This is a genomic window from Salmonella sp. SAL04162, assembly GCF_046551535.1.
Lineage (GTDB): Bacteria > Pseudomonadota > Gammaproteobacteria > Enterobacterales > Enterobacteriaceae > Salmonella > Salmonella enterica.
Window position 1 is genome coordinate 507250 of sequence record NZ_JBGDVX010000001.1, and the last position, 13240, is coordinate 520489.

The window sequence follows — 13240 nt, forward strand, 5'->3', positions numbered from 1 at the left end:
CAGCGAGTGACCTCGGGTAGATTTAGCCTGGTCTCGCCATTTCAGGATACGTAAGTTGACGCAAAAGGAGGGAGGATTTGATGTCATCGTTAAAAGAAGCATACTTCGTGAAGATTTTTATATAAAATAGTGATGCTGGTTTTAAAGGAATGCAAAAAAGAGACCGTTTGAAAGAGGGCGTCCCATGAAAAATAACATCAGATTTGACTTGTCCGATTATTTGATTCATTTTTTTCGGGACGTTGATTTAGAGACCGGTAGCCATATTTATTTGCCTGAACACTGTGGTTTTAATAATCAGCACCACGCATGTTTCATTGATGCTAAATATTTACTTCGATTATCTTTACGCAGTCATAAAATTTTCTCGTCCTGGTCATACCGAAATGGGCAACGAACCGTATATGGTGACTCCCCGGTGGTATGCTTTACAGATATGCCGATTGCAGCTTATTTAGAAACTGGTGTTCGCCGATTAGAACGAAATGAAAAAATCGGTTTATATGCAATCGTTTTACCTAAAGAGCAAATGTTTAATTATGGGGCAAGGCCAGTAATATATGGGTTAGATCAGCATAACAATGCTCGATACTCGCAAGGCAGAAACGGGGAACGTATTCTTGATGAAACGGTTCTTCCTTTGATTGAACAATATAGATATGTTACTTATGTTCCAGGTAAGATTGACTGGACACATGAACGCGAATGGCGATGGCCATATCGTGGCGATATTAAAAATTTCCTTAATCATATTAAAGAGTATGGTATTCCGGAAAACATTGAAAGCACCCCAGGGTTTGATTTTAAATCAAGCGAAATAAATGGTGCGGGAATAATCGTCCCATTTGTAGAAGATATCCCTACCGTAGCTCACGATATTTTAACTTTAATTGACCGGGGTGTAATCGGAAGAAATACTTTCAAATTCATTATAGCTGTAGAGAGTTTACAATCATGGACCCAGCTCTCGGAACCGGGCGCGTTACTGACTTGTATTAATGATAATACTTTCGGATTTGAAGCTTTTTTTGATTTATCTGCATCTAAAGTAAAAAATTATGCTGATTCTATCAATGATTATGTAAGTGAATTATATTCAAAAAAAGATTTTCTAAATGATAGCTATGCAATGGAATTTGGAAATGCCTGGGTCTGGATTCATGATAACCAATCCCAGGTGGTACGGGCGTTACTGCAGGCTGGAATGATCGAGGTTAATAAAGAAGGGCGGTACTTATTAGATGTTAATTTGGCTTCTGTTGATTGGCCATTAAGAAGAAAAGAAGCTTTCGCAAGTCATATTGCGGGATGGCTCAAACATCGTTTTGATATCGAAGCGGGAAGGTATTCCGTTCAGGGAAAAGATCATTATGATGCGATCCCAAGTTATGAGACGCCGCTAAAGGAACAGCATCCTTTTTATAATCATACAGTGAATGTCGACTGGTAATTAAGAAAAGAACTTACCCTGTTAGCTCTGCGTTAATTGAGCCTGTCAGCATGAGTTGAGATATTATGAAATAAAAAATCCACGCGGCTGCGTGGATTTTATGACTTTCTTTGCCTCTCATGAGGTTCAATGAAACCTCATGAGACAACAAATGTTATTTAGACGTTGAACAGGAAGTTCATTATATCGCCATCTTTAACGATGTAATCTTTGCCTTCCGCTCGCATCTTACCGGCTTCTTTCGCGCCTTGTTCACCTTTATAGGTAATAAAGTCGTCAAAGGCGATAGTTTGGGCGCGGATAAAGCCTTTTTCGAAGTCGGTATGGATTTTACCTGCCGCCTGCGGCGCGGTTGCGCCAACCGGAATGGTCCATGCGCGAACTTCTTTCACCCCGGCGGTAAAGTAGGTCTGGAGGTTCAGCAGGCGATAACCTGCGCGAATAACGCGGTTCAGCCCCGGTTCTTCCAGACCCAGTTCAGCCATAAATTCGTCGCGCTCGTCATCATCCAGCTCAGCAATATCAGCTTCGACGGCGGCACACACCGGAACCACGACCGAACCTTCTTTGGCGGCGATTTCGCGAACCTGGTCGAGATACGGGTTATTTTCAAAACCGTCTTCATTGACGTTAGCGATATACATCGTCGGCTTCAGCGTCAGGAAGCTTAAATAACGGATAGCCGCTTTATCTTCGTCCGTCAGGTCCAGCGAACGCAGCATCCCCGCTTCGGCCAGGTGCGGCAGGCATTTTTCCAGCGCGGCCAGTTCCGCTTTGGCGTCTTTATCGCCGCCTTTGGCTTTCTTCTGTACGCGATGGATAGCGCGCTCGCAGGTATCGAGGTCAGCCAGCGCCAGTTCGGTATTGATAACATCAATATCTTCTGCCGGATTTACTTTACCCGCCACGTGGATGATATTGTCGTTCTCAAAGCAGCGAACCACGTGACCGATAGCTTCGGTTTCACGGATATTGGTCAGGAACTGGTTACCCAACCCTTCGCCTTTGGACGCGCCTTTCACCAGACCGGCGATATCCACGAACTCCATCGTGGTTGGTAGAATGCGTTGCGGTTTAACAATCTCAGCCAACTGGTCCAGACGCGGATCGGGCATCGGCACGACACCGGTATTCGGTTCGATAGTGCAGAACGGAAAGTTTGCCGCTTCAATACCGGCTTTTGTCAGCGCGTTGAACAGGGTGGATTTCCCGACGTTGGGCAGACCGACGATACCGCATTTGAATCCCATGATTTAACTCACCTTAATATCTTAATAATCAACCTGTTATAGAAAACAGATTGCAGAAATGGAAATAACTTCGCCTATTATACACGGCGTGCGGCAAAAATGCCGCACATCACTGGTTATTGCGCCTTAAAGGTATGCAAACGGCTTGTTGCTTTGGCCAGACCCTCTTTGAACCACAATTCCGTACAGCGTGCCGCTTCGTCAATGGCCTCATCAATTAATTTTTGTTCAGAAACAGGGGGTTTACCCAGCACGAAACCAACAACTTTATTTTTATCGCCTGGATGACCAATTCCAACGCGCAAGCGGTGAAAGTTGGGATTATTGCCCAGCTTGCTGATGATGTCTTTCAGACCATTGTGGCCGCCGTGGCCGCCGCCAAGTTTAAATTTCGCGACGCCCGGAGGGAGATCCAACTCGTCGTGAGCGACCAGAATTTCGTCCGGCTGAATACGGTAAAAACTGGCCATTGCGCCAACTGCTTTACCACTGAGGTTCATGAACGTGGTGGGTACCAGCAGGCGAACATCTTCCCCTTCCAGCGTGATGCGTGAGGTATAGCCAAAGAATTTAGGCTCTTCACGCAATGGCGCACGCAGGCGCTCCGCCAGTAAATCGACGTACCATGCGCCTGCATTGTGTCGCGTCGCGGCATATTCCGCGCCGGGATTCGCCAGACCAACAATCAATTTAATTGCCACGTTTTTTGTCCTGAGTAGATCCATAACTGGCGCGTAGTTTACTGTCTGTCTGCCCGCTTGACAAAACACAGCGACACTCTGAAGTAAATTAAATAATTGCCAGCATTGATTATTAAAAATGTAAACTGTTCAGTGTGTTATTTGTAAAGTTTTGTTAAATGAAACTTTACATTTGTGATCACAGCCGCACTTACAAACGAAAGTGTTGTCTATACTTTACACATAAAGTTTAGGGGGATTTCCTAAAAACAACCCAAAAGTTCCGGAGGTGACATATGAAACGCAAAAACGCTTCGTTATTCGGTAACGTGCTGATGGGGTTGGGGCTGGTCGTGATGGTTGTCGGCGTGGGTTACTCTATTTTAAACCAACTGCCGCAGTTTAATTTGCCGCAATTTTTTGCGCATGGCGCAATACTGAGCATTTTTGTCGGTGCAGTTCTTTGGCTGGCGGGGGCTCGTGTAGGGGGGCATGAGCAGGTGAGCGACAAATATTGGTGGGTACGTCACTATGACAAACGTTGCCGCCGTAACGACAATCGTCGTCATAGCTAACCGGTTCAGGCCCGGTAAGCGTTATCGCCACCGGGCATTGTCCATTAACTGAGTAAATCCGCTAACGCCTCCGTCCTGTTCGGGAAGAAGGTCAGACGCCCAGGAATAGGTTTGATACCGGCACGCGCCATTGTGCGCAGCGGTTGGAACTCCAGGTTACTGATACGCAATTCGCAACCCTCCGGCAGACGCTTCACAAAACGCTGAAAAGCATCAAGCCCGCCTGCATCCAGCACTGGTACTGCGTCCCATTTCAGAACGACGATACGTTTGCCCTTAATACGTGACTCAAGGTCGGTAAACAGCCCTTCCGCCGCGGCGAAAAAGAGCGGACCGATAACACGCAGCACCAGCACATCATCAGGCACATCGACATTGACCGGCGCAAGTCGAGTCATTCGCGCAATACGGCGCATAAACAGCAGGGAAGCAAGAACAATCCCCACGCTGATGGCGATGACCATATCAAACAGAACCGTTAATGACATGCACAGCAGCATAACGATGATGTCGTCTTTCGGCGCATGGCGTAACAGATCCACCACTTTATGGGCTTCACTCATATTCCATGCCACCATCAGCAGTAGCGCCGCCATCGCGGAAAGCGGCAGCCAGGAGAGTAGCGGGGCTAAGACCAGTAGCGCCAGAATGACCAGGATAGCGTGAATTACCGCCGAGACGGGAGAGGTCGCGCCAGCGCGAACGTTGGCGGCAGAGCGGGCAATCGCGGCGGTGGCGGTGATGCCGCCAAAGAACGGCGCGACCATATTCCCCAGCCCCTGGCCGATAAGTTCGCTGTTAGCTTTATGTTTGGTGCCGGTCATGCCGTCCAGCACGACGGCGCAGAGCAATGATTCGATTGCCCCCAGCATTGCCATCGAGAAGGCCGCTGGCAGCAGCGCGCGCAGTGAATCCCAGCTTAGCGTGAAATCGGAGCCAGGAAGACTCCACGGCAGCATCAGTTGCGGCAGGAGCTGCGGGATGCCGTTGCCCTGGGTGCCGTCAGCCAGAACGTAATGGAACTGTGAGCCGATAGTCGCCACATTGCCGCCCAGCAGATTAACAATCCCCATTACGGCGCAACCGGCCAGCAGCGCGGGAAGATGTCCTGGCAGACGAATACCGAGACGCGGCCAGAAAATCAACGTTCCCAGCGTTACCACGCCAATGGCGGCATCGCCAATATTGACGGTGGGCAACGCCATAAACAGCGCGCCGACTTTCTGCAAATAGTGCTCTGGCACATGGGCCATCTGCAGACCAAGAAAATCTTTAATCTGCATGGTACCGATGGTAATACCAATCCCTGAGGTAAAACCCAACGTGACCGACACCGGGATATATTCAATCAATCGCCCCAGTCTCGCCAGGCCGAAAAGGATCAGGAAGAAGCCCGACATCAGCGTGGCGACCAGTAGGCCCGCCAGACCAAACTGTTGCGATACCGGATACAAAATCACCACAAACGCGGCGGTAGGGCCGGAAACGCTAAAGCGCGAGCCGCCGGTTAGCGCGATCACGATCCCGGCGACAGCGGAGGTATAGAGGCCATATTGCGGCGCAACGCCACTGCCAATTGCCAGCGCCATCGCCAGCGGGATAGCAATAATCCCGACGGTGATCCCGGCTATCACATCACGGGTGAACCGGGAGGCGGTATATTTTTCTTTCCAGCAAGCATCGATGAGAGCGCGGAAAGGCATCACATGTGAGGAAAATAATTTGTTCACAATAATGTTTCATCCATGAGCGCATCATCTGTCAACTAAATGGCAGGTGAAGGAGGCATAAGTCATACAAAAGGGTGTTACAGACAAAAAAACCCGCCGCAGCGGGTTTGAGATCCGGGTTCGATCAATGCTCGAACATGGCGGAAATCGATTCTTCGTTGCTGATGCGGCGAATCGCTTCGGCCAGCATACCTGACAGGGTCAAGGTACGCACGTTCGGCAGCGCTTTGATTTCGTCGGTCAGCGGAATGGTGTCGCAGACAACGACTTCATCAATGACGGAGTTGCGCAGGTTGTTTGCCGCATTGCCTGAGAAGATCGGGTGCGTCGCGTAGGCAAACACGCGTTTAGCGCCACGTTCTTTCAATGCTTCTGCTGCTTTGCACAGAGTACCGCCGGTATCGATCATATCATCAACCAGCACGCAGTCACGGCCAGCGACGTCGCCGATGATGTGCATCACCTGAGAAACGTTCGCGCGCGGACGACGTTTATCAATGATAGCCATATCGGTATCGTTCAGCAGCTTAGCGATAGCGCGGGCACGAACCACGCCGCCAATATCCGGAGAAACCACGATCGGGTTATCCAGATTCAGTTGCAGCATATCTTCGAGCAGGATTGGGCTACCGAACACGTTATCAACCGGAACGTCAAAGAAGCCCTGGATCTGTTCAGCATGCAGATCTACGGTGAGAACGCGGTCAACGCCGACGCTGGACAGGAAGTCAGCGACAACTTTTGCGGTAATCGGCACACGGGCAGAACGTACGCGACGGTCCTGACGTGCATAGCCAAAGTAGGGGATAACGGCGGTGATACGACCTGCGGAAGCACGACGCAGGGCATCAACCATAACGACCAATTCCATCAGGTTGTCGTTGGTTGGGGCACAAGTGGACTGGATGATGAAAATATCACCACCGCGTACATTTTCGTTGATTTGTACGCTGACTTCGCCGTCGCTAAAGCGACCTACGGCGGCGTCGCCGAGAGAAGTGTACAGGCGGTTGGCAATACGTTGTGCTAGTTCCGGGGTGGCGTTACCAGCAAAAAGCTTCATATCAGGCACGAGAAGAACCTCAGGCATGCGTCCATTGGTGGAAAAGATTTGCCGAAAACTGTGCGGGCCAGGCAAAATCCTATCCAGGCGGTGTATTAAAGAGCGCGATGCAACGTCTGGAACAAGGTGACGTTGTCACCGAAGCTCAGCTTGCCCGGCTTACTCGTCTTCATTCACGTTTCATGTGCGCTGGTATCGATGCCTCACACCGGTCAAATACGGCATATATGACCGGCGACTCGTCATTTCGCCATCTTCCTGAAACCCGAATGCGTTAGAGTAACTCTCGATGCAATGGGGAGAGGTTGACACCCTTCGCCACAAAAGCATTGAGCCATTCCGGGGCTTGCTCAAGCACCTGGCGAGCACAAGACTCTGTATCGAATTCAGCAAAGACACAGGCCCCTGTCCCAGTCAGGCGCGACGGCGCGTATTCTAACAGCCAGGAAAGCGCCGCATCAACCTCGCGAAAACGTTTTCTTGCGATAACCTCGCAATCATTGCTGAATTCACATTTTAGTAACGTATCTATTGACCTTTTTGGCGTATTACGCGGCAATTGAGGATCTTTAAAGATAACCGGTGTGGGAATGCTTACGCCAGGGTGCGCGACCAGATACCATTTTTCCGGCGGATTCACCGGCGTTAATATTTCGCCTACGCCTTCGGCAAACGCGGCATGGCCGCGGACAAACACTGGAACATCCGCGCCGAGCGTCAGGCCGAGCGTCGCCAGTTCATCAATGGAAAGCCCGCATTGCCAAAGATGATTGAGCGCCACCAGAACGGTCGCGGCGTTAGACGAGCCGCCGCCCAGACCGCCGCCCATGGGAAGGCGCTTCTCAATGCTGATATCCGCACCGCTTCCGACGGGCAGGCGTCCACTCTCCGAGGCGGCTTTCATCAACAGCCGCGCGGCGCGGACGATCAGATTGTCTTCATTTTCAACGCCGGTAACCGGCGTTAATAAATGGATTTCGCCATCGTGACGCGGTTCGATGTGGAGTGTGTCGCCATAATCCAGAAACTGAAACAGCGTCTGCAGCGTGTGGTAGCCGTCTGCTCGCTGTCCGGTGATATATAAAAACAGATTTAATTTTGCCGGAGAAGGCCAATGGGTCATCATTTCACAATCCAGTTATCCATTTTCAGCTTAATGCGCTGACTGCCGTCTGAAAGCTCCATATTGGCAGGCATGGCAGGCTGCGTTTTGCTGTCATAGCCACCGTAAACCACTTTCCAGTTTTTACCATCCTGGCGATAGTTCACTTCGCTCAGGCGATACTGGTCGTCCAGTTTGTAGTCGGTGGCATCGCCAGGCAGACCGAGGATCCACTGCCGCAGGCTGTTTAACGGAATCGGCATCCCGGTGAGTTTGCCGATCATCTCTTCGGCGTCATCGGCGGTATAACGCTGGCCTTTGTTATCCACCAACTGGACGTTGCCCGGCTGGGCGTTAAGCTCCAGCTCGGTGCTGCCCAGCGGGTTGGTAAGCAGCAGGCGGTAGCGATCCTGTCCGGTCTGTTGCCAGAAGAAGCGCGCATAGACTTTCTGATCATCTGAGATATAAGCAAAGGCGCCGCGCGTCTGGTATTGATTCAGATGACGCACCTCTTGCTGATGCTGGCGCCACTGAGGGGAATCCGGGCTCTTGCCCGGGCCTTTATGCCCAGGAAGCGTACAGGCGGTGAGAACCAGGCTTGCTAACGGCAGTAGACGAATCAGGCGAAAATCGGGCAGGGTCATAGTGATGACGAATCCTTGTGATACGGTGCAATAATTGCCTGATGGCGTTACGCTTATCAGGCCTGAAAACTGAACCTGCAGGCTGTAAAAACGTTCGCGCCGCGATTCGGCAAATTTTTGCTATCGGTTACAGTTATAGCCTTTAATGCTAGCGCCGCCTGGTGACATCGTCTACTTTCAAGTTGTCTTAAATCATCAAATTAGCGAGCGCTGCCAATTACTCCAAAAGGGGGCTCTCTCTTTTATTGACCACGCGCATCCTGTATGATGCAAGCAGACTAACCATATCAACGCTGGTACTACTCCCGCAGACATGACCCTTTTAGCGCTCGGTATTAACCATAAAACGGCACCTGTATCGCTGCGAGAACGCGTAACGTTTTCGCCGGACACGCTTGATCAGGCGCTGGACAGCCTGCTTGCGCAGCCAATGGTGCAGGGCGGGGTCGTGCTGTCAACCTGTAACCGTACAGAACTGTATTTGAGCGTGGAAGAGCAGGATAACCTGCAGGAAGCGCTGATCCGCTGGTTATGCGATTACCATAACCTGAACGAGGACGATCTGCGCAACAGTCTGTACTGGCATCAGGACAATGACGCCGTCAGCCACCTGATGCGCGTCGCCAGCGGTCTGGATTCACTGGTGCTGGGCGAACCGCAAATCCTCGGTCAGGTGAAAAAAGCGTTTGCGGATTCGCAAAAAGGCCACCTTAACGCCAGCGCGCTGGAGCGAATGTTTCAGAAGTCGTTTTCCGTCGCCAAGCGAGTGCGGACTGAAACCGATATCGGCGCCAGCGCCGTCTCCGTCGCGTTTGCCGCCTGTACGCTCGCCCGCCAAATCTTTGAATCGCTCTCGACGGTCACTGTACTGTTAGTTGGCGCGGGTGAAACTATTGAACTGGTGGCGCGTCACCTGCGCGAGCATAAAGTACAAAAGATGATTATCGCCAACCGAACCCGCGAGCGCGCGCAAGCCCTGGCGGATGAAGTAGGCGCTGAGGTTATCTCGCTCAGCGATATCGACGCCCGCTTGCAGGATGCCGATATTATCATCAGTTCGACCGCCAGCCCGCTGCCGATTATCGGTAAAGGCATGGTGGAGCGCGCATTAAAAAGCCGTCGCAACCAGCCGATGCTGCTGGTGGATATCGCCGTACCGCGCGACGTTGAGCCGGAAGTCGGCAAACTGGCGAACGCTTATCTTTATAGCGTCGATGATTTACAGAGCATCATTTCGCATAATCTGGCGCAGCGTCAGGCTGCGGCGGTGGAAGCGGAAACGATTGTTGAGCAGGAAGCCAGCGAGTTTATGGCCTGGCTACGCGCCCAGGGGGCCAGCGAGACCATTCGGGAATACCGTAGTCAGTCGGAGCAGATTCGTGACGAACTGACTACCAAAGCGCTGTCGGCCCTTCAACAGGGCGGCGATGCGCAAGCCATCTTGCAGGATCTGGCATGGAAACTGACCAACCGCCTGATTCATGCGCCAACGAAATCACTTCAACAGGCTGCCCGTGACGGGGATGACGAACGCCTGAATATTCTGCGCGACAGCCTCGGGCTGGAGTAGCAGCACACACCACACTTTTTTACAGGGTGAATTTACGCCTATGAAGCCTTCTATCGTTGCCAAACTGGAAGCCCTGCACGAACGCCATGAGGAAGTTCAGGCGTTGCTGGGCGATGCGGGAATTATCGCCGACCAGGACCGCTTTCGCGCATTGTCGCGCGAATATGCGCAATTAAGCGACGTTTCTCGCTGTTTTACGGACTGGCAACAGGTTCAGGACGATATCGAGACGGCTCAGATGATGCTCGACGATCCTGAAATGCGAGAAATGGCGCAGGAAGAACTGCGCGAAGCGAAAGAAAAAAGCGAACAACTGGAGCAACAGTTACAGGTACTGCTGCTGCCGAAAGATCCGGACGATGAACGAAACGCGTTCCTTGAGGTTCGCGCCGGCACCGGCGGCGATGAAGCCGCGCTGTTTGCCGGCGATCTGTTCCGCATGTACAGCCGTTATGCCGAATCGCGCCGCTGGCGCGTGGAGATCATGAGCATGAGCGAAGGCGAGCATGGCGGTTATAAAGAGATCATCGCCAAAATCAGCGGCGACGGCGTGTATGGCCGACTGAAATTTGAGTCCGGCGGACACCGCGTACAGCGTGTTCCGGCGACCGAGTCGCAGGGGCGTATCCATACCTCCGCCTGTACCGTCGCCGTGATGCCGGAGCTGCCGGAAGCCGAGCTGCCGGATATTAACCCGGCGGATCTGCGCATTGATACGTTTCGTTCTTCCGGCGCGGGCGGTCAGCACGTTAACACCACCGACTCCGCTATCCGTATTACCCACTTGCCGACCGGCATCGTGGTGGAATGCCAGGACGAGCGTTCGCAGCATAAAAACAAAGCGAAAGCGCTCTCGGTGCTCGGGGCGCGTATTCACGCCGCCGAAACGGCAAAACGCCAGCAGGCCGAGGCGTCAACGCGCCGCAACCTGCTTGGCAGCGGCGATCGCAGCGATCGTAACCGGACCTATAATTTCCCCCAGGGGCGCGTGACCGATCATCGTATTAATCTGACGTTATATCGCCTTGATGAAACGATGGAAGGTAAGCTGGATATGCTGATTGAGCCGATTGTTCAGGAACATCAGGCTGACCTGTTAGCCGCATTGTCCGAGCAGGAATAATGGATTTTCAGCACTGGCTGCATGAGGCGGTAAACCAGCTCCGGGACAGCGGCAGCCCCCGGCGCGACGCCGAGATCCTGCTTGAGTACGTTACGGGCAAGGGGCGGACGTATATTATGGCCTTTGGCGAAACGCCGCTTACCGACGTCCAGCAACAACAGCTCGCGGAGCTGCTGCAGCGGCGTAGACAGGGCGAACCCATTGCGTACCTGACGGGCTTACGCGAATTTTGGTCGCTGCCGCTCTTCGTTTCTCCCGCCACGCTAATCCCGCGCCCGGATACCGAATGTCTGGTTGAACAGGCGTTGGCGCGATTGCCGGTCAAAACCTGTCGTATTCTGGATTTAGGCACCGGAACCGGCGCGATTGCGCTGGCGCTGGCCTGCGAGCGACCGGATTGCGAGGTGACTGCGGTCGATCGTATGCCTGATGCGGTTGCGCTGGCGATACGCAACGCGGAACATTTGGCTATCCGGAATGTGCGTATACTGCAAAGTTGTTGGTTCAGCGCGCTATCGGGGCAGCAGTTCGACATGATTGTCAGCAATCCGCCCTACATTGATGCGCAGGACCCGCACCTTAGCGAAGGTGATGTACGCTTTGAACCGCGCTCGGCGTTGGTGGCGGACGAAAACGGTATGGCGGATCTTACGCATATTATCGATAACGCCCGCCTGATGTTAACGCCCGGCGGCTTCCTGCTGTTGGAACACGGTTGGCAGCAAGGCGAAGCGGTAAGAGCGGTTTTCAGGCGGTCTGGTTACTCGGATGTAGAAACGTGTCGTGATTATGGTGGTAATGAACGCGTGACCTGCGGACGTTTTACGCCATGACAATTGCAATGTTGCTCACGCTTCATCTTATCTGTGTTGCGCTCTCCGTCAGTTTGTTTGTCGCTCGTTACTGGTGGCGCTATTGCGGCCATGCGTTGGCCGCCGCGCGCTGGACACGAATCGTGCCTCCCGTCATAGATACCCTGTTACTGCTTAGCGGTATTGGGTTAATCGTTAAAACGCACATCCTGCCATTCACGGAGTCGGGCTCATGGCTGACTGAAAAACTGTTTGGCGTTATCATCTACATCGTTTTGGGTTTTATTGCGCTTGATTATCGTCAGGCGCGCAGCCAGCAGGCGCGTTTTATCGCTTTCCCGCTGGCGCTGGTGGTGCTGTACATCATCATTAAACTCGCCACCACAAAAATACCGTTACTGGGGTAAGTCATGAGGTCGTTAGCTGATTTCGAATTTAACAATGCGCCGCTGTGTGATGGCATGATCCTGGCATCAGAGATGATTCGCCTGGATTTTCCCACGCAGTTTGTCTACGACGAACTGGAACGTCTGGTCAGTCTGGCGCAGGAAGAAATTAGCCAGCTCCTGTCTCAGGATGAGCAACTGGAAAAATTGCTGGCACTTTTTTACGGCGAGTGGGGGTTCACGGATTCCCGCGGCGTCTACCGTCTTTCTGATGCTTTATGGCTCGATAAAGTCCTGAAAAAACGCCAGGGGAGCGCGGTATCGTTGGGCGCTATTTTATTATGGATAGCAAACCGTCTTGATTTGCCGTTGGTGCCCGTTATCTTCCCAACGCAGTTGATTTTGCGTATTGAATCGCTGGAAGGGGAAATGTGGCTGATTAACCCATTCAACGGTGAAACGCTTGATGAACATACTCTGGAAGTCTGGTTAAAAGGCAATATTAGTCCGGTCGCCGAGTTGTTTAACGAAGATTTGGACGAGGCGGATAACGCCGAAGTGATTCGTAAGCTACTGGATACGCTGAAATCCTCGCTGATGGAGGAACGGCAAATGGAGCTGGCGCTGCGCGTTAGCGAAGCATTGTTGCAATTTAACCCGGAAGATCCTTACGAAATCCGTGACCGCGGGTTGATCTACGCGCAGCTTGAGTGTGAACACGTTGCGCTGACTGATTTAAGCTACTTCGTTGAACAGTGTCCGGAAGACCCGATCAGCGAAATGATTCGTGCGCAGATCAACACCATTGCGCACAAGCAAATTGTTCTACATTAATTAACCGACATTTTACCTATA

At 52.1% G+C, this 13240-nt stretch carries 13 protein-coding genes; 7 read left to right on the plus strand and 6 right to left on the minus strand.

Translation table 11 applies throughout. The features are described from left to right. Positions 1 to 184 precede the first annotated feature (184 nt). Positions 185 to 1450, plus strand: coding sequence for a DUF4427 domain-containing protein (locus ACLJRH_RS02760; RefSeq protein ID WP_023137110.1), 1266 nt, complete (start codon positions 185 to 187; stop codon positions 1448 to 1450). Between the two features lie 158 nt (positions 1451 to 1608). Here the strand turns inward: ACLJRH_RS02760 and ychF are convergent, their stop codons facing one another. Together ychF and pth are read right to left on the minus strand one after the other, a co-directional pair. Further along, positions 1609 to 2700: a redox-regulated ATPase YchF gene (gene ychF / locus ACLJRH_RS02765; protein WP_000505850.1), complete on the minus strand. Its 1092-nt coding sequence runs from the start codon at positions 2698 to 2700 to the stop codon at positions 1609 to 1611. A 116-nt stretch (positions 2701 to 2816) separates the two neighbouring features. Then, complete coding sequence (gene pth / locus ACLJRH_RS02770) at positions 2817 to 3401, minus strand: aminoacyl-tRNA hydrolase (RefSeq protein WP_000985595.1); 585 nt, start codon at positions 3399 to 3401, stop codon at positions 2817 to 2819. 275 nt (positions 3402 to 3676) lie between these two features. On the opposite strand from pth, the gene ychH reads away from it, so the two are divergent. Beyond that, positions 3677 to 3955, plus strand: coding sequence for a stress-induced protein YchH (gene ychH / locus ACLJRH_RS02775; RefSeq protein ID WP_000823878.1), 279 nt, complete (start codon positions 3677 to 3679; stop codon positions 3953 to 3955). A gap of 44 nt (positions 3956 to 3999) precedes the next feature. Here ychH and dauA read toward each other — a convergent pair whose 3' ends face one another. From dauA to lolB, 4 genes are all read right to left on the minus strand, one after another. Beyond that, positions 4000 to 5685 (minus strand): C4-dicarboxylic acid transporter DauA, encoded by a 1686-nt coding sequence (gene dauA / locus ACLJRH_RS02780; RefSeq protein WP_001037186.1) that lies wholly within the window; start codon positions 5683 to 5685, stop codon positions 4000 to 4002. A gap of 124 nt (positions 5686 to 5809) precedes the next feature. Next, positions 5810 to 6757, minus strand: coding sequence for a ribose-phosphate diphosphokinase (prs, locus tag ACLJRH_RS02785; RefSeq protein WP_001518537.1), 948 nt, complete (start codon positions 6755 to 6757; stop codon positions 5810 to 5812). Between the two features lie 265 nt (positions 6758 to 7022). Next, positions 7023 to 7874 (minus strand): 4-(cytidine 5'-diphospho)-2-C-methyl-D-erythritol kinase, encoded by an 852-nt coding sequence (gene ispE / locus ACLJRH_RS02790; RefSeq protein WP_000988251.1) that lies wholly within the window; start codon positions 7872 to 7874, stop codon positions 7023 to 7025. Continuing rightward, on the minus strand, positions 7871 to 8494 hold the full coding sequence (gene lolB / locus ACLJRH_RS02795; RefSeq protein WP_000174484.1) for a lipoprotein insertase outer membrane protein LolB: 624 nt from the start codon (positions 8492 to 8494) through the stop codon (positions 7871 to 7873). The genes ispE and lolB overlap by 4 nt, the downstream gene beginning before the upstream one ends. Before the next feature lie 313 nt (positions 8495 to 8807). Between lolB and hemA the strand changes: the two genes are divergently transcribed. Genes hemA through sirB1 form a run of 5 tightly spaced genes read left to right on the plus strand, consistent with a single transcriptional unit; the run spans position 8808 to position 13219 of the window. Next, positions 8808 to 10064 (plus strand): glutamyl-tRNA reductase, encoded by a 1257-nt coding sequence (gene hemA / locus ACLJRH_RS02800; RefSeq protein WP_000173208.1) that lies wholly within the window; start codon positions 8808 to 8810, stop codon positions 10062 to 10064. Between the two features lie 40 nt (positions 10065 to 10104). Continuing rightward, the gene (gene prfA / locus ACLJRH_RS02805; protein ID WP_000804708.1) at positions 10105 to 11187 is read left to right on the plus strand and encodes a peptide chain release factor 1; all 1083 of its coding nucleotides are present in this window, start codon (positions 10105 to 10107) and stop codon (positions 11185 to 11187) included. Next, a complete protein-coding gene (prmC, locus tag ACLJRH_RS02810; RefSeq protein WP_023137111.1) occupies positions 11187 to 12020 on the plus strand; it encodes a peptide chain release factor N(5)-glutamine methyltransferase in 834 nt (277 codons plus the stop codon). The genes prfA and prmC overlap by 1 nt, the downstream gene beginning before the upstream one ends. After that, on the plus strand, positions 12017 to 12406 hold the full coding sequence (sirB2, locus tag ACLJRH_RS02815) for an invasion regulator SirB2 (RefSeq protein ID WP_000150667.1): 390 nt from the start codon (positions 12017 to 12019) through the stop codon (positions 12404 to 12406). The genes prmC and sirB2 overlap by 4 nt, the downstream gene beginning before the upstream one ends. Positions 12407 to 12409: 3 nt before the next feature. Next, the gene (sirB1, locus tag ACLJRH_RS02820; protein WP_001257065.1) at positions 12410 to 13219 is read left to right on the plus strand and encodes an invasion regulator SirB1; all 810 of its coding nucleotides are present in this window, start codon (positions 12410 to 12412) and stop codon (positions 13217 to 13219) included. Positions 13220 to 13240 lie beyond the last annotated feature (21 nt).